At 61.1% G+C, this 22,544-nt stretch carries 20 protein-coding genes; 6 read left to right on the forward strand and 14 right to left on the reverse strand.

Annotation, left to right across the window (positions count from 1 at the left end):
* Positions 1-22: 22 nt before the first annotated feature.
* The 7 genes from hscB to PQR53_RS07660 all read right to left on the reverse strand — a co-directional run bounded on the left by hscB (position 23) and on the right by PQR53_RS07660 (position 4,587).
* Positions 23-550 carry a Fe-S protein assembly co-chaperone HscB gene (gene hscB / locus PQR53_RS07630; protein WP_408452020.1) on the reverse strand — a complete coding sequence of 176 codons (528 nt, stop codon included), beginning with the start codon at positions 548-550 and terminating at the stop codon, positions 23-25.
* Between the two features lie 175 nt (positions 551-725).
* On the reverse strand, positions 726-1,049 hold the full coding sequence (gene iscA / locus PQR53_RS07635; protein ID WP_035546490.1) for an iron-sulfur cluster assembly protein IscA: 324 nt from the start codon (positions 1,047-1,049) through the stop codon (positions 726-728).
* A gap of 162 nt (positions 1,050-1,211) precedes the next feature.
* Positions 1,212-1,628 carry a Fe-S cluster assembly scaffold IscU gene (gene iscU / locus PQR53_RS07640; protein ID WP_179732877.1) on the reverse strand — a complete coding sequence of 139 codons (417 nt, stop codon included), beginning with the start codon at positions 1,626-1,628 and terminating at the stop codon, positions 1,212-1,214.
* A 72-nt stretch (positions 1,629-1,700) separates the two neighbouring features.
* Positions 1,701-2,924: an IscS subfamily cysteine desulfurase gene (locus tag PQR53_RS07645; protein ID WP_408452022.1), complete on the reverse strand. Its 1,224-nt coding sequence runs from the start codon at positions 2,922-2,924 to the stop codon at positions 1,701-1,703.
* A gap of 74 nt (positions 2,925-2,998) precedes the next feature.
* Entirely contained in the window at positions 2,999-3,529 is a 531-nt protein-coding gene (gene iscR / locus PQR53_RS07650) for a Fe-S cluster assembly transcriptional regulator IscR (protein ID WP_028199491.1), read from the reverse strand.
* Between the two features lie 128 nt (positions 3,530-3,657).
* A complete protein-coding gene (locus PQR53_RS07655) occupies positions 3,658-4,155 on the reverse strand; it encodes a low molecular weight protein-tyrosine-phosphatase (protein ID WP_408452023.1) in 498 nt (165 codons plus the stop codon).
* A gap of 192 nt (positions 4,156-4,347) precedes the next feature.
* Positions 4,348-4,587: a hypothetical protein gene (locus PQR53_RS07660; protein ID WP_408452025.1), complete on the reverse strand. Its 240-nt coding sequence runs from the start codon at positions 4,585-4,587 to the stop codon at positions 4,348-4,350.
* A 266-nt stretch (positions 4,588-4,853) separates the two neighbouring features.
* Here PQR53_RS07660 and PQR53_RS07665 point away from each other — a divergent pair, with 266 nt between their 5' ends.
* Positions 4,854-5,396 (forward strand): hypothetical protein, encoded by a 543-nt coding sequence (locus PQR53_RS07665; RefSeq protein ID WP_408452027.1) that lies wholly within the window; start codon positions 4,854-4,856, stop codon positions 5,394-5,396.
* Positions 5,397-5,636: 240 nt separating this feature from the next.
* Here PQR53_RS07665 and PQR53_RS07670 read toward each other — a convergent pair whose 3' ends face one another.
* Both PQR53_RS07670 and PQR53_RS07675 read right to left on the reverse strand, forming a co-directional pair.
* A complete protein-coding gene (locus tag PQR53_RS07670; protein ID WP_408452029.1) occupies positions 5,637-7,052 on the reverse strand; it encodes a lactate utilization protein B in 1,416 nt (471 codons plus the stop codon).
* Between the two features lie 174 nt (positions 7,053-7,226).
* Positions 7,227-7,949, reverse strand: coding sequence for a (Fe-S)-binding protein (locus PQR53_RS07675; RefSeq protein WP_408452031.1), 723 nt, complete (start codon positions 7,947-7,949; stop codon positions 7,227-7,229).
* Between the two features lie 180 nt (positions 7,950-8,129).
* Here PQR53_RS07675 and PQR53_RS07680 point away from each other — a divergent pair, with 180 nt between their 5' ends.
* The gene (locus PQR53_RS07680; protein ID WP_408334080.1) at positions 8,130-8,936 is read left to right on the forward strand and encodes an IclR family transcriptional regulator; all 807 of its coding nucleotides are present in this window, start codon (positions 8,130-8,132) and stop codon (positions 8,934-8,936) included.
* A 106-nt stretch (positions 8,937-9,042) separates the two neighbouring features.
* Here the strand turns inward: PQR53_RS07680 and pbpG are convergent, their stop codons facing one another.
* Entirely contained in the window at positions 9,043-10,236 is a 1,194-nt protein-coding gene (gene pbpG / locus PQR53_RS07685) for a D-alanyl-D-alanine endopeptidase (protein ID WP_408452032.1), read from the reverse strand.
* Positions 10,237-11,024: 788 nt separating this feature from the next.
* Between pbpG and PQR53_RS07690 the strand changes: the two genes are divergently transcribed.
* Positions 11,025-11,597 carry a phasin family protein gene (locus tag PQR53_RS07690; RefSeq protein WP_095418901.1) on the forward strand — a complete coding sequence of 191 codons (573 nt, stop codon included), beginning with the start codon at positions 11,025-11,027 and terminating at the stop codon, positions 11,595-11,597.
* Here the strand turns inward: PQR53_RS07690 and PQR53_RS07695 are convergent.
* The 4 genes from PQR53_RS07695 to aceE all read right to left on the reverse strand — a co-directional run bounded on the left by PQR53_RS07695 (position 11,594) and on the right by aceE (position 18,454).
* On the reverse strand, positions 11,594-11,893 hold the full coding sequence (locus PQR53_RS07695) for a hypothetical protein (protein WP_408452034.1): 300 nt from the start codon (positions 11,891-11,893) through the stop codon (positions 11,594-11,596). The two genes, PQR53_RS07690 and PQR53_RS07695, sit on opposite strands and share 4 nt — an antisense overlap.
* A gap of 37 nt (positions 11,894-11,930) precedes the next feature.
* On the reverse strand, positions 11,931-13,739 hold the full coding sequence (lpdA, locus tag PQR53_RS07700) for a dihydrolipoyl dehydrogenase (protein WP_408452036.1): 1,809 nt from the start codon (positions 13,737-13,739) through the stop codon (positions 11,931-11,933).
* Positions 13,740-13,999: 260 nt separating this feature from the next.
* Complete coding sequence (gene aceF, locus PQR53_RS07705) at positions 14,000-15,670, reverse strand: dihydrolipoyllysine-residue acetyltransferase (protein WP_408452038.1); 1,671 nt, start codon at positions 15,668-15,670, stop codon at positions 14,000-14,002.
* A gap of 87 nt (positions 15,671-15,757) precedes the next feature.
* Entirely contained in the window at positions 15,758-18,454 is a 2,697-nt protein-coding gene (gene aceE, locus PQR53_RS07710; protein ID WP_408452039.1) for a pyruvate dehydrogenase (acetyl-transferring), homodimeric type, read from the reverse strand.
* Positions 18,455-18,729: 275 nt separating this feature from the next.
* Between aceE and fixL the strand changes: the two genes are divergently transcribed.
* The 3 genes from fixL (at position 18,730) to PQR53_RS07725 (ending at position 22,533) form a co-directional block, all read left to right on the forward strand.
* The gene (gene fixL, locus PQR53_RS07715; protein ID WP_408452346.1) at positions 18,730-21,246 is read left to right on the forward strand and encodes an oxygen sensor histidine kinase FixL; all 2,517 of its coding nucleotides are present in this window, start codon (positions 18,730-18,732) and stop codon (positions 21,244-21,246) included.
* On the forward strand, positions 21,243-21,887 hold the full coding sequence (fixJ, locus tag PQR53_RS07720) for an oxygen response regulator transcription factor FixJ (protein WP_011488992.1): 645 nt from the start codon (positions 21,243-21,245) through the stop codon (positions 21,885-21,887). The genes fixL and fixJ overlap by 4 nt, the downstream gene beginning before the upstream one ends.
* A gap of 175 nt (positions 21,888-22,062) precedes the next feature.
* Positions 22,063-22,533 carry a hypothetical protein gene (locus PQR53_RS07725; protein WP_408452041.1) on the forward strand — a complete coding sequence of 157 codons (471 nt, stop codon included), beginning with the start codon at positions 22,063-22,065 and terminating at the stop codon, positions 22,531-22,533.
* The last annotated feature ends 11 nt before the right edge of the window (positions 22,534-22,544 follow it).

Here is a 22,544-nt window from a genome sequence, read left to right on the forward strand (position 1 = left end):
GGAGCGCCGGGCCGCCGGACCGCTAGTTCTCAAGCCGCTCGATCTGCGTGCCGATTTCCGCCGCGACCCGCTCGATGAACATCAACTGCCGCACCGCCTCGCCCGCCGCCTGATTCACGCCGCTATCGAGCAGCGCGCCGAGCTTGTCGAAACGCATGCGCTCTTCGTCGCGCAGTTCGGTCAGCAAGGCGTCGAGCGCGTCGACGTTCTTCGCCGCGGCCGCGTCTTCAATGCCTTCGCGCCACTCCATCTGCTGCATCAGGAACGTCGGCTCCATCGCCGTGTTGTTCTCCGCGCCGACGTCGATGCCGCGCAGATGCAGCAAATAGGTTGCGCGCTTCAACGGATCGCGCAGCGTCTGATACGCCTCGTTGGTACGCGTCGCCCATTGCATAGCGATGCGCTTTTGCGCGTCGCCAGCGGCCGCGAAACGGTCCGGATGCACTTGTGCCTGCACCGTGCGGTAGGCGTGATCGAGCGCCGCTGCGTCAAGCGCGAATTGCGCCGGCAGATCGAACAGGTCGAAGTGGCTGTCGTTCAGCGAGGCCATCAAATAGAAGGAGTCCGTTCAGGAAAGCGCACCGGAGTGCAGGCTAAAAATGCGGATCGAAAGCGCCGCAAATTCAGTAGCGCGTTCAGTTGCAAGACAACACCCCGGTTGCGCGGATGAAACTAAAAAGGCGGCCCGCGCCGCCTTTGATCCGCACCACGCGGAATGTGCCGATTTACACGCGGAACGATTCGCCGCAACCGCACTCGTCCTTCACGTTCGGGTTGTTGAACTTGAAGCCTTCGTTCAACCCTTCGCGTGCGAAGTCGAGCTCGGTGCCGTCGATATACGCGAGGCTCTTCGGGTCGACAATGATCTTCACGCCGTTGCAGTCGAACACTTCGTCTTCGGGCGCGAGTTCATCCACATACTCGAGCTTATAGGCCAAACCCGAGCAACCCGTCGTGCGCACGCCCACGCGCAAGCCGACACCCTTGCCGCGACGGATCAGATATTTCTGGACGTGCTGTGCTGCCTTTTCGGTCAACGTAATTGCCATAGCGTTTCTCATTGCGCCGCGCGGATTCAGCATTCATCTGCTTACGGGCCGCGCGGCTACCCTGCCTGCATCAAATATCGCTCATGCCGGACCGTGCTTTTCTGCTTGCACCGTCCGCTTCTGGTGACTCGAATGAGCGCCCGGATGAGCACTCAACCACGCTTACGCGTGTTGCTTGTCGCCTTCGACGACAGCCGCTTCACCGTGACGTTGCTTGTAGTCGGCGACCGCTGCCTTGATCGCGTCTTCCGCGAGGATCGAGCAGTGGATCTTCACCGGCGGCAGCGCCAGTTCTTCGGCGATCTGCGTGTTCTTGATCGACATCGCCTGATCGAGCGTCTTGCCCTTCACCCATTCGGTGACGAGCGAGCTCGAGGCGATCGCCGAACCGCAGCCGTACGTCTTGAACTTCGCGTCTTCGATAATGCCGTCCGCGCCCACGCGGATCTGCAGCTTCATCACGTCGCCACACGCCGGCGCGCCGACCATGCCGGTGCCGACCGCGTCGTCGTCTTTCGCAAACGAACCGACGTTGCGCGGGTTTTCGTAGTGGTCCAGAACCTTGTCGCTATAAGCCATGATGACACTCCTTAATTCGTTTCAACCTGCAATTCGATGAACTCGGCGCGGCCTGACTGACGCGCTGGCGCGTCAGTGCGCTGCCCACTGGATGGTCGAAATATCGATCCCGTCCTTGTGCATTTCCCACAGCGGCGACAAATCGCGCAGCTTTGAAATCTTGGTCTTCAGCAGGTTGATCACGTAATCGACGTCCTGCTCGGTCGTGAAGCGGCCCACCGTGAAGCGGATCGAACTGTGCGCCAGTTCGTCGTTACGACCCAATGCGCGCAGCACATACGACGGTTCCAGCGAAGCCGACGTACAAGCCGAGCCCGACGACACCGCCACATCTTTCACCGCCATGATCAGCGATTCGCCTTCGACGAAATTGAAGCTGATGTTCAGGTTGTGCGGCACACGCTTTTCCATGTCGCCATTCACATACGTTTCTTCCATCTCCGACAGGCCGCGCAGCAGGCGGTCGCGCAGCATGCGGATACGTTCGTTTTCCGTCGCCATTTCTTCACGCGCGATACGGAACGCTTCACCCATACCGACGATCTGGTGCGTAGCCAGCGTGCCCGAACGCATACCGCGCTCGTGACCACCGCCGTGCATCTGCGCTTCGATACGGATACGCGGCTTGCGACGCACGTACAGCGCGCCGATGCCCTTCGGCCCGTACGTCTTGTGCGCCGAGAACGACATCAGATCGACCTTCAGCTTTTGCAGGTCGATGGCGATCTTGCCGGTGGCTTGCGCAGCGTCGACGTGGAAAATGATGCCTTTTTCACGGGTGATTTCGCCAATCGCCTCGATGTCCTGAATCACACCGATTTCGTTGTTCACCGACATCACCGAAACCAGAATCGTGTCCGGGCGAATCGCGGCCTTCAGCTTCTCGAGGTCGATCAGACCGTCGTCCTTCACATCCAGATACGTGACTTCGAAACCTTCGCGCTCAAGTTCGCGGCAGGTGTCGAGCACAGCCTTGTGCTCGGTCTTTACCGTGATGATGTGCTTGCCCTTGCTCTTGTAGAAGTGCGCGGCACCCTTGATCGCGAGGTTGTCCGACTCCGTTGCGCCCGAGGTCCAGATGATTTCGCGCGGATCGGCGTTCACCAGCGCGGCGACGTTCTCGCGCGCTTCCTCGACCGCGCGTTCCGCATCCCAGCCATACGAGTGGCTGCGCGATGCGGGGTTGCCGAACTGCTCGCGCAGGTACGGAATCATCTTGTCCACCACACGCGGATCGATCGGCGTCGTCGCGCTGTAGTCCATGTAAATGGGCAGGTGGAGAGTGTCGTTATTCATCAATTGCTCCGGGGACGTCATTGCTCTGGCTTCTGGGTTCGTGATCAGGCTGCGGTGCGTTCAGATTGCCGCGCCTAGGAACCGGCCATGTTGAAAACAGAATTAGGCCCTTTCGGCACGACGCGGGCGGGTTCGACCGCCGGCGCCTCGTTGCGCCGGTCGCGCAACACCGCGGGCGCGCCTTCGCGCGAACGCTGCTGGTCGACCAGATCTTTCAGGGAGACTGAATCCAGGTACTCGACCATTTTCTGGTTCAACGTCGACCACAATTCGTGCGTCATGCAGTGGCCGTCGTGCTGTTTGGTGCCCTCGCACGAACCCTTGCCACCGCATTGGGTCGCATCGAGCGGTTCGTCGACCGCAATGATGATGTCGGCGACAGTCACGTCTTCAGCCCGGCGGGCCAGATTGTAGCCACCGCCCGGTCCGCGTACGGACTCGACGATTTCGTGACGACGCAGCTTGCCAAACAGCTGCTCGAGGTAAGACAGGGAGATATGTTGGCGCTGGCTGATACCCGCAAGCGTCACCGGGCCCTGCTCCTGGCGCAGTGCCAGGTCAATCATCGCCGTGACGGCGAAACGGCCTTTCGTGGTGAGTCTCATATGGTGTGGGAACCGCAATTCTCGACAAGTTTGGTCAAGTATAAATACATGACTGAATTAGTCAAGTATCCCTACCGCCATTTGGGTCATTTACTTAATTGTTGGATAAGCGGTGATCGGCCGGTCGCCTAGGCAATCAATTGGGGACGCAGCGCGGCGATCAGCCCGCGACAGGCCGCTTCGCATTGATCCAGTACCTGCTCGAAGCCTTCCGCGCCGCCGAAATAAGGGTCGACGATTTCCCGGGCTCCATTCCAGCGACCATCTGCTTCAGGCACGAATTCCATCAGCAGACGGATTTTGTCGCGCTGCTGCGTCGGACAAACCTGACGCAACGCGGCGACGTTTTTGTCGTCCATCGCAATCAGCAGATCGAAGCGCTCAAAATCGCTTGCCGCAATCTGGCGCCCGCGCAAGCCACCCAACTCGTAGCCTCGCCGACCGGCCGCAAATTGCGCGCGCTCGTCAGGCGGCTGGCCGATGTGCCAGTCGCCCGTGCCGGCGGAATCAATCATGATTCGCTCCGTGAGCCTGGCCTCCCCGACCCGGTGGCGCATCACGCCTTCCGCGGTCGGCGAACGGCAGATGTTGCCCAGGCAGACAAAGCAGATGGACACGGTTTTCATCAGAGGCTTTTGGGCGCAAAACGCACGTGGGTCGGCGATTCGGAAACGGTGCCGCGATTATACAAAGTTGAACCAGATTGCGCCCGGAGGCGCGCGCTTCGGTCAGCGGCAGATTCGTCCAAAGACGTGGCATACGGACTTAACCGCCGCCACAGCGATGGCGTCACGACGCACTGTCCGATCTCGCCGCGCTCAGGATGCTTCGGCCGGCGGCATGGCCGTTGCCGCGCGCGTAGGCTTAGCCGGCAACGTCGTAGCGTTACCCACCATGCCGTAGGAGACGGCACGCGCCAGTTCAGCAGTCAGTTGATCAGCCGCGAGCGGCGCTTGCGATGCACGCGAAGCCGCATCGCCACAAATGTGCAGATAAGCTGCCGCTGCGAGCGGCACAACGATTGCAAGAGGCCAGTAAACCGATATTGTCTTTTTCATGATGTTGTTTCTTCCGATTAAGGACTCGTGAATTCGTAGCTCACTATGCCCAGTCGAAATCCTATAGGAATTCACAATCGGGAAAAACCCACCGGCGCGAGATAGAGCGTTGCTCTGAGCGGAACAGTCAGTTGACTGTCTTGTAATGCATGGCATTGACGCGCCATGGCACAGAAAAGAAATCCTTACAAACACATACAAAGCTCTTGCGACGGATGGCGATAATAGCGGTCTTACAGAAACGAAATCTCGCACTGGTCGATCACATGAAACCCTTTGCACCACTCGCCTGCCTCGCAGTCGCCGCCTTGCTAGGGGGCTGCGCGGTTTATCCGGACGGCACGCCGATGTACAGCAATGGCTACGGCGGCGGTTACAGCGGCTATGACGGCTACGATGGTTATGCCACCGGCGCGCCGGTCGTGCCGCAAACCAACGTCTACATGGGCTACAGCGACTACTCGGGCCCGGGGTATTACAACGGGCCGGGCCGCTATTACGGACCGGGACCCGGCTATGGCGGCTATCCCGACCGAGGCCGGCCGAATAACGGCAATCACGGCGATAACGGCAACTGGCACGGTCAGCCGAACGGCGGCCCGCACGGCGGCCCGCCGCCTCAAGGCGCTGCAGGCGGGCCGCGCGGCCCTGGCGGATCGAATGCACCTCGACCGGGGGCTGGCAGCCCGCCGCCGCCCCCACCGCCGTCGCAACAGGCCGGCAACGGAGGCGGCCGTGGCAACGGCAACAACGGGACGCCCGTGCGGGGGGTGCCGGGCCGACAGTCTGGCCAGCCGACGGACCATTGAGAGAGCAGCGTGTCGCTAGTTGAGCAACACGCAGACTGATCGGCGCACGCGTCGGCATGTTGATCTCTGCGCCTACCGCCTGATAACCCCGCGCGACAATCGCCTGGAAGCGCACCAAGCGGCGCGGCTGTTAACTTGGACAGCGCTGCGTCGGAATCACCGGCTCGCGCTCACCACCACGAAACACCACGAAAACTCGAAAAATACAGCGGACAGTTTTGCCCAACAAGGAAGGCCAGCTCAGCCGATATGGCTACGCTGCGCCGCATACAACTCCCTGAACGTCCGACCGACCGGAGCGGGCATATCCCGCGTATTGGTCCAGCCCGCGCCGCCCAGCGGCAATTTGGCGATCGACCGGTTTCGCCCGCCCATCCGTTCCAGCACGCGAACCGCCAGCTTGGTCAGCAACGCATAAGCATCCGGGTGCAACGCGAGGAAACCCCACGCCGCGAGCCCTGCCCGCTCGCGCCACGGCCGCAGGCGCCGCTCGACCTGCTTCTCACGCAACTTGCGCAGCAGATCGGACAGCGGAATTCCCACCGGACATACGCTGTTGCACTCACCGCACAAGGTCGCCGCCTGAGGCAGATCCAGCGCCTTGTCGATCCCGACGTAGCTCGGCGTCAGCACCGACCCCATCGGGCCCGGATACACCCAGCCGTACGCATGACCGCCTACCTTCTGATACACCGGGCAATGATTCATGCAGGCGCCGCAACGGATACAGCGCAGCATCTCCTGGAAGTCGCCGCCGATCAGCCCCGTGCGCCCACCGTCGACCAGCACCACGTACATATGCTCGGGACCATCCTGATCGCTTGCCCCGCGTGGCCCGGTCAGCACGGAAAAATAGTTCGACGTGGCCTGGCCGGTTGCCGAGCGAGGCAAGAGACGCATTGCCGTCGCCAGATCTTCCAGCGTGGGCAGCACTTTTTCGATGCCGGTGACAGCCACATGCACCCGTGGCATCACCGTGCACATGCCCTCATTGCCCTCGTTCGTGACCAGCACGACCGAACCGGTCTCCGCCACCACGAAGTTGCCGCCAGTTACGCCCATGTCAGCCGTCATGAAGTGCGGACGCAGCATCTCGCGCGCTTCGCGGGTCATGTCCGTGATCTCGGTCAAACGCGGCCGGCCGTGTGTTTTCGCGAAAAGCTCGGCAATCTCGTCCTTATCTTTGTGGACGACGGGCGCGATGATGTGGCTCGGCGGTTCGTTGTCGTTCATCTGCAGAATGTATTCGCCCAGATCGGTTTCGATCGATTGCACGCCCATTTGTCCGAGCACTTCGTTCAGGCGCATTTCCTCTGTGACCATCGACTTGGTCTTGATCACCTTCTTCACCTCGTGCCGGCGCGCGATATCGCCGACGAGGCGGGCCGCCTCCTGCGTCGTCTCGGCGAACAGGACCGTGACGCCGCGCCGGCTCGCTTCGCGCTCGAAGGTCTCGAGCCAGACGTCGAGATTTTCCAGCGCGCGATTGCGGCGCTCCTTCAGCGCGGCGCGGGTGGCGGCAAAATCGATCGCGGTCATGGACTCGGCGCGAGCCGACACGAACTTGGTCGACAGCTTGGTGAGGTTCTGCTGCAGACGCTGGTCGGCGAGTTTCTGGCCCGCACGGGCCTTGAAATGCATCGATTGGACTTGCATGGCGGCCTTGAGCTTAATCAGGTGAACGCGCGGATGAACCCGCGAATGAACTCGCGGGCGAAATTCCCGGGTGAAAATCCCCGATGAAATTCGCAAGTGAAGAAATGCGCGAGCGATCTGCGTTAAATGAAGCGCGCTGAATCAGGTGCGCCAGTGGCGGCGCCGCGATGATTTTCAAGCGTCGCCGGCCAGCACCTGGGCGATGTGCAGCACACGCGTGGTGGTATCGCCGGTGCGCCGCAGGCGGCCTTCAATATTGAGCATGCAGCCGAGGTCGCCGAGCACCACCGCGCCGGCGCCGCTCGCGCCAATATTCGCGCATTTCTCGTCGACGATCGCCGTGGAGATATCGCCGTACTTGAGCGCGAAGGTGCCGCCAAAACCGCAGCAATGCTCGCAATCCTTCATTTCGGTCACGGCCACGCCCACCTGCGCGAGCAATGCGCGCGGCTGCGCCTTGACGCCAAGTTCGCGCAGCCCCGAACAGGAATCGTGGTAGGTCACCTGGCCGGCGAACTCGCCCGGCTCCAATTCCACCTTGGCGACATTGACGAGGAAATCGGTCAACTCGAACACCTTGGCCCGCAATCGGCCGAAGCGGTTCATCAACTCCGGATCGTTCGCAAACAGGTCGCCGTAATGTGCGCGGATCATGCCGCCGCACGAGCCGGACGGGACCACGACGTAGTCGAACTGTTCGAACTCGCGCAAGGTTTTCTCGGCCAGGTCGCGCGCGATGCGCCGCTCGCCCGAGTTGTACGCGGGCTGCCCGCAACAGGTTTGCGCGGGTGGCACCACCACCTCGAAACCGGCGCCTTCGATCAGCTTGATGACCGAAAAACCAATCTCCGGACGCATCAGGTCGATCAGACAGGTAACGAACAATCCGACTCGCATGAGCCCTCCTTCGGGAAAACGTCCCTGATTATCCGCTGTTTGCCGCACAATACCAACGGCCGGAAGGCATAGGACGAACGCCACGCTAAATTGGAATAGGCGTTCCAACCGCTTTCCTTCTTTTCACAATACGGGATACAATCAATTTCCGCTGTTTGACGCGTCAACCGATTCCTCCCCATGAGCGATACGAACCCGGATCCCAAAACTTCGATCCAGGTGATCGAACGCATGATGCGCTTGCTCGACGCCCTCGCTGCGCATAGCGACCCGGTCAGCCTGAAAGAACTCGCCATCCGCACGGAGCTGCATCCGTCCACGGCGCACCGCATCTTGAACGATATGGTGATGTGCCGGTTGGTCGACCGGTCGGATCCCGGTACTTACCGTCTCGGTATGCGCCTGCTCGAATTGGGCAATCTGGTGAAGGCGCGGCTGTCGGTACGCGACGCGGCGCTCACGCCGATGCGCGAATTGCACCGCCAGACCGGCCAGACGGTGAACCTGTCAGTGCGGCAGGGCGACGAGATCGTCTATATCGAGCGCGCCTATTCAGAACGCTCCGGCATGCAGGTAGTACGAGCGATTGGCGGGCGGGCGCCGCTGCATCTGACCTCGGTCGGCAAGCTCTTTCTCGCCGCGGACGAATCGACCCGCGTGCGGGCCTATGCCACGCGCACCGGTCTGTCCGGGCACACGCAGAACAGCATCACCGATCTGACCAAGCTCGAACGGGAGCTATCGCATGTGCGCCAACAGGCCTGCGCGCGCGACAACGAAGAACTGGAACTGGGCGTGCGCTGTATCGCAGCCGGGATTTACGACGACACCGGCAAGCTCGTCGCCGGCCTGTCGCTGTCCGCCCCGGCGGATCGCTTGCAGGACTCCTGGCTGGGGCAGGTCAGCCAGACGGCCTTGCTGATTTCCGAGTCGCTCGGATACCGCCCGCAGACGCCGCAGGAGCATTCGCACCCGCAGCACGTGTAAGCCGAAGGCTGTCCTCAACGGCTCAATGAAAAAAGCCTCGCAAAATATGCGAGGCTTTTTTTTGGGCCGGTCCGAAAACCGGCCACTGCGGCACGCCAAGGCGACTTCAGGTGCCCGGGCCGCCGGCGTCTGCACTGGTGATGCGCGTTTGATCGCCACCATTATCGAGCCACGTACGCAGACGCGTCGCGTCCGCAAAGCGCGAGTATTTACCCGACGAGTCGAGCAGCACCATGATCATCGGGCGGCCATGGATGGTCGCCTGCATCACGAGACACTCGCCCGCTTCGTTGATGAAGCCGGTCTTTTGCAGACCGATGTCCCACGTCGGGTTGCGCACCAACGCATTCGTGCTGTTGTACGCCAGCGACCGCTTGCCGGTGTACACCTCATAGCTGTGATCAGTCGAGAACTTGCGGATCAGCGGATATTGATACGCTGCATTGACCATCTTTACGAGGTCGCGTGCGCTCGACACGTTCTGACTCGTCAAACCCGTGGGGTTTTCAAAGTGCGTGTCGGTCATGCCGAGTTGCTTCGCCTTCGCGTTCATGGCCGCGAGGAACGCCGGGCGGCCGCCCGGGAAATAACGCGACAGTGCGGCGGCGGCGCGGTTTTCCGAGGCCATCAGCGCGATGTGCAGCATGTCTTCACGCGAGAGTACCGAGCCCACCGACAGACGCGAGCCGGTGTTTTTCTCGTAATCGCGATCTTCATCCGTGACTTCGATCTGGTCGGTCATTGGCTCTTTCGAATCGAGCACGACCATCGAGGTCATCAGCTTGGTGATCGAGGCGATCGGCACCACGGCGCGCGAATTCTTGTCGAACAGCGATTCGCCGGAGTTCTGGTCGATCACGTAGGCAACGCTTGAGCGCAGCATCAACGCGTCCGGCGTTTCGTGCAGGCCAAACGCCTGGCCGACGGAAGGCGGACGCGGTTCGTACGCGACTCGGCGCACCACCGAGTGATGGCGACCGTTCGAGGTGTACGTCACGCGCTTGCGCTTGACGCCCGCGCGCGGCGCGTCGTCTTCCGCGGCGGCAACGGTCTTCGCAGTCGCGCCTTTGCCGGCCTTCTTGCTCGACACTTTGTCGGCAGTGGCCGCGGCCGGCTTTTTGGCTGCTTTCGCGTGTTTGGAGGTTTTGGCAGGTGTGCCGGGCGTGCCCGGCGTGGCGGCAAAACTGCTGGCGGGCGCGGCGAACGCCGCTGCGATGACCATGGAGGCGGCCACCGACAGAGCGGTGCTGCGGGCCGCGCCGTGGATCACTTTTAGCGACGAAAGCATGTCGGTTTTCATGGGTGTTCGGTAGGGAGCGGCGAGAGGTTTCCGCAAGTGTAGTAAAACAACGAAAAATTAGCAATTTGAAGCACTTATACGCGCTCCTTAAACCGGCTTGTAAGCTCCGATCGCAAAAACACAAATAAGTGCCGCGCTTCGATCGAAAAAAACGATCGCCAACGTGGTTTGCCTCGCCGTTATCGCCACAGGCCGGAATCGAGATGATTCTTTCAGCATAACGGCAACTTCGAGACAATCTTGATCAGGGGAAATACCGTCAGAGCGCGGGCGGGGGCAGCCTTGCCAGCATGACGTTCCAGCACGCCGGACGTCGCAGGCACCTCGCCGCAGTTGTTAAACGTCTACTGGAGAACGCCAACGCGCATTCGACCGGCATGCAAGATTAACGTTCCGTGACACTTTATGGTTTACAACGGATCGGCAACAACCTGCGTTTTTTCCGACATTCAAAGCTGACGTATCTGACGAAGCCCTTCCCGATAACGATCAGAATCGCCGATGAATCGGCAAAAAATGCAGCTTACAGACGCACCGACTTGGTGCGACGGTTAATTTGACCTACGCCTAATGAATGTCATGCCTACTGCATAACGCGTTGTTTTATCAGTAAATTCTCGATATTGTGCGACGCACAAAAAGCACTTGACATTCCTTGAGGCCATCCTAAAATGGGAACCATTGCTGCGATGCACAAAACGTCGCGGTCCGGGAAGACGATCCTAAATCGTCTTGCCACCAACCCAATGCGGTCCGCACAGACTGGCCGCAATCCAGGAGCGTAAACCATGACTCTGCTGACCCCCGAGCAATTCGCTGCAGCCCAGAAAGCCAACTTTGAAACGTTGTTCGGCCTGACGACCAAAGCATTCGAAGGCGTCGAAAAGCTGGTTGAACTGAACCTGCAAGTCGTGAAATCGACGCTCGCGGAAAGCCAGGAAAATGCCCAACGCGCACTGTCGGTGAAGGACGCGCAGGAACTGCTGGCACTGCAAGCAAGCCTCGCACAGCCGGTGGCTGAAAAGGCCCTGTCGTATGGCCGTCACGTGTATGAAATCGTTTCGGCAACGCAAGGTGAGTTCACCCGCGTCGCGGAAGCCCAATTCGAAGAGCAAAACCGCAAGGTCCAATCGCTCGTCGAAAACGTTGCGAAGAATGCCCCGGCCGGTTCGGAAACCGCTGTGGCCGTGATGAAGTCGGCTATCACCGCCGCCAACACCACGTACGAAACGGTCCACAAGGCCACCAAGCAAGCTGTCGAAATCGCCGAAAGCAACTTCAATGCAGCCGCAACGGCCGCATCGAAGGCAGCATCGCAAGCCGCTGCACAAGCATCGCGCTCGGCAAAGAAGGCAGTCTAAGTTTCAAGCCGCATGTCGCGCCGGCCCGCCTTACTGGCTGGGCCGGCGTTACTGCAAGCAACCGCGTCGTGCCGTTGCCGCTTACACGGTTGTATCTGGCCGAACGCTCCGATACGTTGAATAGCGTATCGTTTGCCCGGCGAAAGGCCGGGATTTTTTTTCTTGCTGCCTGAGATGCGCGGTGCATGTTTCATGCGCCACGGCACGACAAGATACGACAAACGTTCTACGCTGCTTGCCGCAATAGAAAAACGGCGCGCCCTTTGCGGGGCGCGCCGTTTTTTTTGTTTCTGCATCGTAGAACCCACCTGCATGCAGGTGGGCGCAGCGACATTACTTCTTTTTCTGCGGCGGCAAGTCGGTGCAGACGCCTTCGTACAACTCGGCGGCCATACCAATCGATTCGCCGAGCGTCGGGTGCGGGTGAATCGTCTTACCGATATCCGTTGCGTCCGCACCCATTTCGATCGCGAGACACACTTCGCTGATCAGATCGCCTGCATTCAGACCGACAATCCCGCCGCCGATCACGCGATGCGTTTCTTCGTCGAACAGCAGCTTGGTGAAGCCTTCATCGCGGCCGTTGGCGATTGCGCGACCCGAGGCTGCCCACGGGAACACTGCCTTACCGTACTTGATGCCCGCGGCCTTCAGCTGGTCTTCCGTCTTGCCGGCCCACGCCACTTCCGGATCGGTGTAGGCCACCGACGGAATCTGCAGCGCGTCGAAGTACGCCTTCTCGCCATGAGCCACTTCAGCTGCGACGTGGCCTTCGTGCACTGCTTTGTGCGCGAGCATCGGCTGACCGACGATATCGCCGATCGCGAAGATGTGCGGCACGTTGGTGCGCATCTGCTTGTCGACGTCGATGAAGCCGCGATCCGTCACGGCCACACCGGCCTTGTCCGCGCCGATCTTCTTGCCGTTCGGCGTGCGGCCGACGGCGACCAGCACGAGGTCGTAGCGTTGCGCTTCGGCCGGCGCCTTTTCGCCTTCAAACGACACGTAGATGCCGTCGTCCTTCGCTTCGGCGCCAGTGGTTTTGGTCTTCAGCATGACGTTGGCAAAACGCTTGCTGTTGTACTTCTCCCAGACCTTGACCAGATCGCGATCCGCGCCGGCCATCAGGCCGTCGAGCATTTCGACCACATCGATCTTCGCACCGAGCGTGGCGTAGACCGTTGCCATTTCGAGCCCGATGATGCCGCCGCCGATCACCAGCATACGTTGCGGAATCTGGCGCAATTCGAGCGCGCCAGTCGAATCGACCACCCGCGGATCTTCCGGAATGAACGGCAGCTTCACCGCTTCCGAGCCTGCGGCGATGATGGCCTGCTTGAACTTGACGACCTTCTTGCCGCCTTCCGTCTGCACTTCCATGTGATTCGGATCGACGAACGAGCCGTTGCCCGTCACGACTTCGACCTTGCGCATCTTGGCCATGCCGGCGAGACCACCGGTGAGCTTCTTGACGACGCCCGACTTGAAGTCGCGCAGCTTGTCGAGATCGATTTGCGGCTTGGCAAACGTGATGCCGTGCGCGCCGAGCGCTTCGGCTTCGTCAATGACGAGCGCCGTATGCAGCAATGCTTTCGACGGAATACAACCGACGTTCAGACAGACGCCGCCGAGCGTTGCATAACGTTCGACGAGTACCGTCTTCATACCGAGATCGGCCGAGCGGAACGCCGCGGAATAACCGCCGGGACCCGAACCGAGCACGAGCATGTCGCACTCGATGTCCGCGTTACCGGAGAAGCTACCGGCTTGCGGAGCAGGCGCGGCGGCCTTGGGCGCGGCGGCAGCAGCAGGCGCGGCTTGCGGCTTGGCTTCCGCCTGAGCGGGCGCCTTCTCGGGTTCTTTAGCCGGTGCTTTTGGCGCATCTTTAGCGGGTGCAGCGTCCGCCGATGTTTCGACGAGCGCGATGACCGTGCCTTGCGAGACTTTATCGCCGGCTTTGACGCGTACTTCCTTGACGGTGCCGGCGGTATCGCTGGGCACTTCGATGGAGGCCTTATCGGACTCGAGCGTCATGAGCGCCTGTTCGGTCTCGATGACATCGCCCGGTTTGATATTGACTTCAATGACATCGACGTCCTTGAAGTCACCGATATCCGGCACTTTTACTTCGACGAGACTCATAGTGTCCCCTTCTCTTATTGATCGGTGAAGAGCGAAGAACCCACCTCAAAGCGGTCTGAAAGCTAGCAGGGACCCGGACAGAATCAGCCTTTGCTGTCCGCCGAAGAACGCGCCTTTCTTTTGCCTACTTTTCTTTGGAAGACAAAGAAAAGTAGGCGCCGCCCCGCACAGGGGCGACACTAATAGACCGACAAGAAAGCAGATTCAACAAAGAGACGCGGATAACAGAAAAGAAACCCGCGCCCCGCGCAACACCAGCATCAAAGAATCACACGCCGAAAATCGGCAAGAATCGCACCCAGATAAGCATTGAACCGCGCAGCCGCAGCACCATCAATAACCCGATGGTCATACGACAACGACAGCGGCAGAATCAACCGCGGCACAAACTGCTTGCCATCCCAAACCGGCTTCATCGCGCCGCGCGACAACCCAAGAATGGCGACTTCAGGCGCATTGATAATCGGCGTGAAGTTGGTCCCGCCAATGCCACCGAGGGAAGAAATCGAGAAGCACCCGCCTTGCATCTGATCCGGCTTCAGCTTGCCATCACGCGCAGCCTTCGAAAGCTCGGTCATTTCCCTGGCGATATCGATCAACCCCTTCTTATCCGCATCGCGAATAACAGGCACGACCAGACCATTCGGCGTATCGGCAGCAAACCCGATGTGGAAATACTGCTTGAACACCAGGTTGTCACCGTCGAGGCTCGCATTGAACGTCGGGAACTGCTTCAAGGCCGACACAACCGCCTTGATCACGAACGCCAGCATCGTGATCTTCACGCCGGCCTTTTCGTTTTCCTTGTTCAACTGCACGCGCAGCGCTTCGAGGTCGGTGATGTCCGCTTCGTCGTTGTTCGTGACGTGCGGGATCATGACCCAGTTGCGATGCAGGTTCGCGCCCGAAATCTTCTTGATGCGCGACAGCGGCTTCGGATCGACCGGACCAAACTTGGTGAAGTCGACCTTCGGCCACGGCAGCAGGTTCAGCTCGCCACCACCCGCAGCAGGCGCGGCAGCACCAGCCGGCGCGGCACGCTGCCCCGTCATCACGCCCTTGATGAAGGCCGTGACGTCGGCTTGCGTAATGCGGCTCTTCGGACCCGTGCCCTGCACTTGCGTCACGTCCACGCCGAGTTCACGCGCGAACTTGCGCACGGACGGCGAAGCATGGCTCGCATGACGCGCACCGCCCTCGCCAGCCGGAATCACCGGCGCCTGAGCAAGCGCGGACGGCGACGCCGGAGCGGGCGATGGAGCCACCGGCGCATCCGACGGCTTCTCAGCCACTTCCTGCCTCGCAGCGGGCGCCGGCGCAGCAGCACCACCACCGTCCGCTTCCAGCACGACGATCACCGAGCCTTCCGAGACGTTATCGCCGACCTTGACCTTCACTTCCTTGACGACGCCGGCGGCCGAGCTCGGCACGTCCATGGTCGCCTTGTCGGATTCGAGCGTCACCAGCGACTGCTCTTTCTCGACGCGATCGCCGACCTTCACCGCGACTTCGATCACGGGAATGTCTTTGTAGTCGCCGATATCCGGCACTTTGACTTCTTGCAGACCGCCGCCACCACCGCCGGCAGCGGCGGGCGCCGGCGCGGCAGCGGGTGCCGCGGCCGGTGCGGGCGATGGCGCCGGTGCCGGAGCAGCAGCGGGCGCCGGCGCAGGCGCGGCAGCCCCGCCTTCGGCGCCTTCCAGCACCACGATCAGCGAACCTTCCGATACGTTGTCGCCAACCTTGACCTTCACTTCCTTGACGACGCCGGCGGCCGAGCTCGGCACATCCATGGTCGCCTTGTCGGACTCCAGCGTAACGAGCGATTGCTCTTTCTCGACGGTATCACCCGCCTTCACCAGCACCTCGATCACAGGAATGTCCTTGTAATCGCCGATGTCCGGCACCTTGACTTCGATCGCTTGACTCATTGTTAGTGTCTCCTGGGCCGCGCACGCCGCCCGCCCCTGATCGTCATGGGCGGGCGCGTACGCCGTGGCACACGGGGAAATGATGCCTTAGACGGTCATCGGGTTGGGTTTGGCGGGATCAAGGTTGTACTTCTTGAGCGCCTCGGCGACGACCTTGCGTTCGATCGTGCCTTCATCTGCCAGTGCATTCAACGCGGCAACCGTGACCCAGTAGCGGTCGACTTCGAAGAAGTGACGCAGCTTTTCGCGCGTGTCCGAACGGCCGTAGCCATCCGTACCCAGCACGACGAACTTCTGCGGCACGAACGCGCGGATCTGTTCGGTCAGCGCGCGCACGTAGTCGGTCGAAGCGATGACCGGACCTTGTGCGTCCTTCAACAGCTTCTCGACGTGCGAGACTTTCTTCTCTTCGCTCGGGTGCAGCAGGTTCCAGCGCTGCACTTCGTGACCTTCGCGAGCGAGTTCGGTGAAGCTCGGCACGCTCCACAGGTCGGCGGCGACGCCCCAGTCGTTCTTCAGCAGGTCGGCAGCGGCGATCACTTCGTTGAAGATCGTGCCCGCGCCCATCAGCTGAACGCGCGGCGCTTTCTTGTCGGCTTCAGCTTTGCGGAACGAGTACATGCCCTTGATGATGTCGGCCGCTACAGCATCGCCCTGCGGAATCGCCGGGTGCTCGTAGTTCTCGTTCATCACCGTGACGTAGTAATACACGTCTTCCTGATCCGCGACCATGCGGCGCAGACCGTCCTGCATGATGACCGCGAGTTCGTAACCGAAGGTCGGGTCGTAGCTGATGCAGTTCGGCACCGAAGCCGCCCACAACAGCGAGTGGCCGTCTTCGTGCTGCAGACCTTCGCCGTTCAGCGTCGTGCGGCCTGCGGTGCCGCCCAGCAGGAAGCCGCGCGAACGCATGTCGCCCGCGGCCCACGCCAGATCGCCGATACGCTGGAAGCCGAACATCGAATAGAAGATGTAGAACGGGATCATGATCTCGCCGTGCGTCGAATACGACGTCGCGGCTGCGATCCAGTCCGCCATACCACCGGCTTCGTTGATGCCTTCCTGCAGGATCTGACCGGTTTCCGACTCACGGTAGAACATCAGCTGGTCGGAATCTTCCGGCACGTACTTCTGGCCGTCCTGATTCCAGATACCGATCTGACGGAACAGGCCTTCCATACCGAAGGTACGCGACTCGTCCGGCACGATCGGCACGATGCGCTTGCCGAGTGCCTTGTCCTTCAGCAGGATGTTCAGGATCCGTACGAACGCCATCGTCGTGGAAATCTCGCGGCCTTCACCCGTGCCCTTGAGCAGCGGCTCGAATGCAGAGAGTTCCGGCACCGGCAGCGACTCAGCCTTCTGACGACGCGCCGGCAGATAGCCGCCGAGGTCCTGACGGCGGGCGCGCATGTACTCGAGTTCCTTCGAACCTTCTTCGAACTTGAGGTACGGCACGTTGACGATATCTTCGTCGGAGATCGGCAGACGGAACTGGTCGCGGAATTTCTTCAGCTGATCCACGTGCAGCTTCTTCTGCTGGTGGGTGATGTTCATCGCCTGACCGGCTTCGCCCATGCCGTAGCCCTTGATCGTCTTCGCGAGAATGACGGTCGGCTGGCCTTGCGAATTCGACGCTTCCTGGAACGCTGCGTAGATCTTGTGCGGATCGTGGCCGCCGCGGTTCAGATTCCAGATGTCCTCGTCGGACCATTCGGCGACCAGCGCCTTCAGTTCCGGCGTGTTGAAGAAGTGTTCGCGCACAAACGCGCCCGACTCCGACTTGTACGTCTGGTATTCGCCGTCGACGACGTCCATCATGCGGCGCATCAGCGCGCCGGATTTGTCGCGTTGGAACAGTGCATCCCAGCGGCTGCCCCAGATGACCTTGATCACGTTCCAGCCGGCACCGCGGAATTCGCTTTCCAGTTCCTGGATGATCTTGCCGTTACCGCGCACCGGACCGTCGAGGCGCTGCAGGTTGCAGTTGATCACGAACACGAGGTTGTCGAGACGTTCGCGGCCGGCCATGCCGATCGCACCGAGCGATTCCGGCTCGTCCGTTTCGCCGTCGCCGAGGAAGGCCCAGACCTTGCGGCCTTCGGTCTTCACAATGCCGCGCGCCTGCATGTACTTCATGAAGCGCGCCTGATAGATCGCCATGATCGGGCCGAGGCCCATCGAGACGGTCGGGAATTGCCAGAAGTCCGGCATCAGCCACGGGTGCGGGTACGACGAGATGCCCTCGCCGCCCACTTCCTGACGGAAGTTGTCGAGCTGCTTCTCGGTCAGGCGGCCGAGCAGGAATGCGCGCGAGTAGACACCCGGCGACGAATGGCCCTGCACGAACACGAGGTCGCCGCCGTGTGCGGCCGACGGCGCGTGCCAGAAGTGGTTATAGCCGACGTCGTACAGCGTGGCGGCGGAAGCGAACGAGGCGATATGGCCGCCCACGTTGGTGTCCTTGCCGGCGCGCAGCACCATCGCGATGGCGTTCCAGCGCGTGTACGAGCGAATGCGGTGTTCGAGATCCTGGTCGCCGGGAATCTTCGCCTGACGCGAAACCGGGATCGTGTTGATGTACGGCGTATTGGCGGAGAACGGCAAATGTTCGCCGTGGACACGGGCAAATTCAATCTGCTTCTCGATCAGGTAGTGGGCGCGATCGGGGCCCACTGCAGAAATCACGCCATCCAGCGCTTCCAGCCATTCGCCGGTTTCCTGGGGATCGTCGTCTTTTTCGGCGGCGACATATTTCATGACTTCGTCGGGTACAGCGGACATGCTCGTCTCCTGGATATAGAGGAACGCTCTTTGAACAGACGACGCGGACGAAGCACGGCCGCGGCAGCTTCGGCCGATTGTAAAAGGGGTCCCGACGTCCGCGCAACAAAATTTTCAAATTACGAGATCGAATCTCATAATGCGGAAAATTGTTGCGGCGCAACCTGATTTGACTGCCGATCGACGGATACGTCGGCTAGTTTGCGCCGAATAACGGTTGTTTCAGCGCTTTTTTGCGCCATTTGCTAGCGACTCGCTGCGCTACAATGCCACGCATGTTGACCGAACGGCTTTTCGCTCGCTCGGCGCGTACCGCCGGTTCGCCGGGCGATTCGACGCCGTCCTCCCGCTGGCACCACGGACCGTGGTGGTCGAACTCCTATTTGCTCACGCCGCTTCTGTCGATCCTGGTTTTCCTGGTCGTCATGAGCCTGATTCTGTGGAGTCTCAACCGGCGCGAACAGCAACAGCAGGAAGACACGCTCTACCGTAATGTCGCGTGGGCGCAGCAGCAGATCCGCCTGTCCATGACGGGCGCGCAGGAACAGATTCAGGCGCTCGCCCGCGATCTGGTTGCCGGCCACGCCGATCCGCATTCATTCCAGGTGTCCACCACGGACATCATGCAGGGGCATCCCGAGATCCTCTACATGAACTGGTACACGAGCCAGCAGCAGCCGCGCTGGCCCAATACCGCACTCCCCGTATTCGGCCAGCGCCTCGCCAAACCGAACGACGCGCAGATGGACGAGGCCGTCAAGGCTGCCTTCACCGAGGCGCGCAATACGCGCCGCCAGGTGTACTCGCCGCTGATCTACGACGACCTCGGCAATGGCTACATCACGCTGCAAACGCCGGTTTATCGCGACCGCGACTTCCTCGGCACAATTGCCGCCGTGTTCTCGGTGGAAGGCATCCTGAAGCACGACATTCCGCCCGAGCTGTCGGCCAAATACAAAATCTCGATCATCGACGTGAACAACCGCGAGTTGACCACCACGTCGACCCGCCCGCGCCTGCCGCGCGACATGTTCTACGATCTGCCGCTCGACCCGCCGGGCCAGGGCGTCTCGGTGCGCGTCTATGCGTTCCCGCAGATGACCAACTTCACCAACAACACGCTGGTCTGGCTGGTGGCCGGCCTGTCGTGCTTCGTGCTGTGGAGTCTGTGGAGCTTGTGGAAACACACGCGGCAGCGATTTGAAGCGCAGCAGGCGCTGTATGCTGAAGCCTTCTTCCGCCGCGCCATGGAGAACTCGGTGCTGATCGGCATGCGCGTGCTCGACATGCACGGGCGCATCACGCACGTGAACCCGGCGTTCTGCCGCATGACCGGCTGGGACGAAAGCGATCTGGTCGGCAAGAACGCGCCGTTTGCGTACTGGCCGCGCGACGCCTACCCCGAGATGCAGCGCCAGCTGGACATGACGCTGCGCGGCAAGGCGCCCTCTTCGGGCTTCGAATTGCGGGTGCGCCGCAAGGACGGTTCGTTGTTCCATGCGCGTCTCTATGTGTCGCCGCTGATCGATAGCTCGGGGCGCCAGACCGGCTGGATGTCGTCGATGACCGACATCACCGAGCCGAAACGCGCGCGCGAAGAACTCGCCGCCGCACACGAGCGCTTCACGACCGTGCTCGAAAGCCTCGACGCCGCCGTCTCCGTGCTGGCCGCCGACGAAGCCGAACTGCTGTTCGCCAACCGCTATTACCGCCACCTGTTCGGGATTCGCCCGGACGGTCATCTGGAATTGGCGGGCGGCGGGTTCGATAGCGCACAGGCGTCGTCCGATTCGATCGATATGGTGGACACATACGCGGGTCTGCCCGCCGCCGCGTTGACCGAAAGCACCGCCGATGCGCAGGAAATCTACGTGCAAAGCATCCAGAAGTGGTTCGAAGTGCGCCGTCAGTACATCCAGTGGGTGGACGGCCACCTCGCGCAGATGCAGATCGCGACCGACATCACCACGCGCAAGCAGGCTCAGGAGCTCTCGCGCCAGCAGGACGAGAAACTGCAGTTCACCAGCCGCTTGATGACGATGGGTGAAATGGCCTCGTCGCTCGCGCACGAACTGAACCAGCCGCTCGCCGCGATCAATAACTATTGCTCCGGAACCGTGGCGCTGGTTAAATCCGGTCGGACGACGCCTGATAATCTGCTGCCCGTGCTCGAAAAAACCGCCCAGCAAGCGGTGCGCGCAGGCATGATCATCAAGCGCATTCGCGAGTTCGTGAAACGCAGCGAGCCGAAACGCCAGGCCACGCGCGTGGCCGATATCGTCGCCGACGCCGTGGGTCTCGCCGAACTCGAGGCGCGCAAGCGCAAGATTCGTATCGTGACCGATCTGCGCTCGCGTTTGCCGGTGATCTACGTTGATCCGGTGCTGATCGAGCAGGTCCTGGTGAACCTGCTGAAGAACGGCGCGGAAGCGATGCACGATGCGCGCCCGAACGCGGTCGACCCCGTGATCCGCGTGGTCGTGCGGCTGGAAGGCGGGTTTGTCTGCATCAGCGTCGTCGACCAGGGGCCGGGCGTCGACGAAGCGACCGCCGAGCGTCTCTTTGAACCGTTTTACAGCACCAAGTCCGATGGTATGGGCATGGGGCTGAACATTTGCCGTTCGATTATCGAATCGCACCGCGGTCGTCTGTGGGTGGTGAATAACGTCGAGTCTGACGGCCACATCACAGGCGCCACGTTCCATTGCAGTCTGCCTATTGGAGAGCCTGACGGCCCGAGCAACGGCGGGTCAGAGGCGCCGACACCACAAACCGTTACGGGAGAGCTATGAACAGCCCAGTCACCACACAGGAAACTGTCTTTGTCGTCGACGACGACGAGGCCGTGCGAGATTCGCTGCGCTGGCTGCTGGAGGCAAACGGCTACCGCGTGCAATGCTTCTCCAGCGCCGAGCAGTTCATCGACGCGTGGCAGCCGCATACGCATCCGGGCCAGATCGCGTGTCTGATTCTCGATGTGCGGATGTCCGGCATGAGCGGGCTCGAGTTGCAGGAACGCCTGATCGCCGACAATGCGTCGCTGCCGATCATCTTCGTGACGGGCCACGGCGACGTGCCGATGGCGGTGTCGACGATGAAAAAAGGCGCAATGGACTTCATCGAAAAACCGTTCGACGAAGCCGAACTGCGCAAGCTGGTCGAGCGCATGCTCGATAAAGCCCGCAGCGAAAGCACCAGCGTGCAGCAACAGCGCGCCGCCGCCGAACGTCTGGGCAAGCTGACCGCGCGTGAGCATCAGGTGCTGGAGCGCATCATTGCCGGCCGCCTGAACAAGCAGATTGCCGACGACCTCGGCATCAGCATCAAGACGGTCGAAGCACACCGCGCGAACATCATGGAAAAGCTCAACGTCAACACGGTCGCCGATTTGCTGCGACTGGCGCTGTCGAACAAGCCGCAACCGGCACAATAAGCATGACGGCCGCGGCACCGCCCGCGGGTCGCTGCTGCGCTTCAACGGCCGGATCGCCGACAGGTCCGGCCCGTTTCATCTTCCTCTCCTCCTCTCCTCCTCTCTTCCTCTCTTCCTTTCCCTTTTCCCGCTTCGCGACAACAAGTCACGGCATGCCCGATGTGTCGGCGCCTTGATGGGCACTTCTATCGGCATCCGCATCCGCATCCGCATCCGCATCCGCATCCGCATCCTTCAATCATTACGCATTACTCAGCATGCGCTTACGTCGCAGGGCACTACGTTCTTTCCTCCGACAAGATTGACAAGCTTCGCCGCGCCGCTTAATTTAGCCAGAACTCCTCAGCAGGGACCGTCGATGCTCGATGAACGCAGGATAAGCGTGCTGCCGTTGTCGTATGCGGCGTCGCCATGCGTTGCAAAGCAGTCAAGGTGGTTCGGCCACGTCACTGAGGGTCCTGCCTTATCGAACGGCTCACACGAAACCGAGCCCTGCCTGTCCGCCTTTCTGTCCGCCTTTCTGTCCGCCTTTCTGTCCGCCTTTCTGTCCGCCTTTCTGTCCGCCTTTCTGTCCGCCTTTCTGTCTTTACCCGCTTCCATCTCCATTTCAGCGCGCCTAAGCAACGCAGCATGCGTTGTGCATTGACTTCGCGCGTC

The sequence above is a fragment of the Paraburkholderia fungorum genome, assembly GCF_046027605.1.
Taxonomy (GTDB): domain Bacteria; phylum Pseudomonadota; class Gammaproteobacteria; order Burkholderiales; family Burkholderiaceae; genus Paraburkholderia; species Paraburkholderia fungorum_F.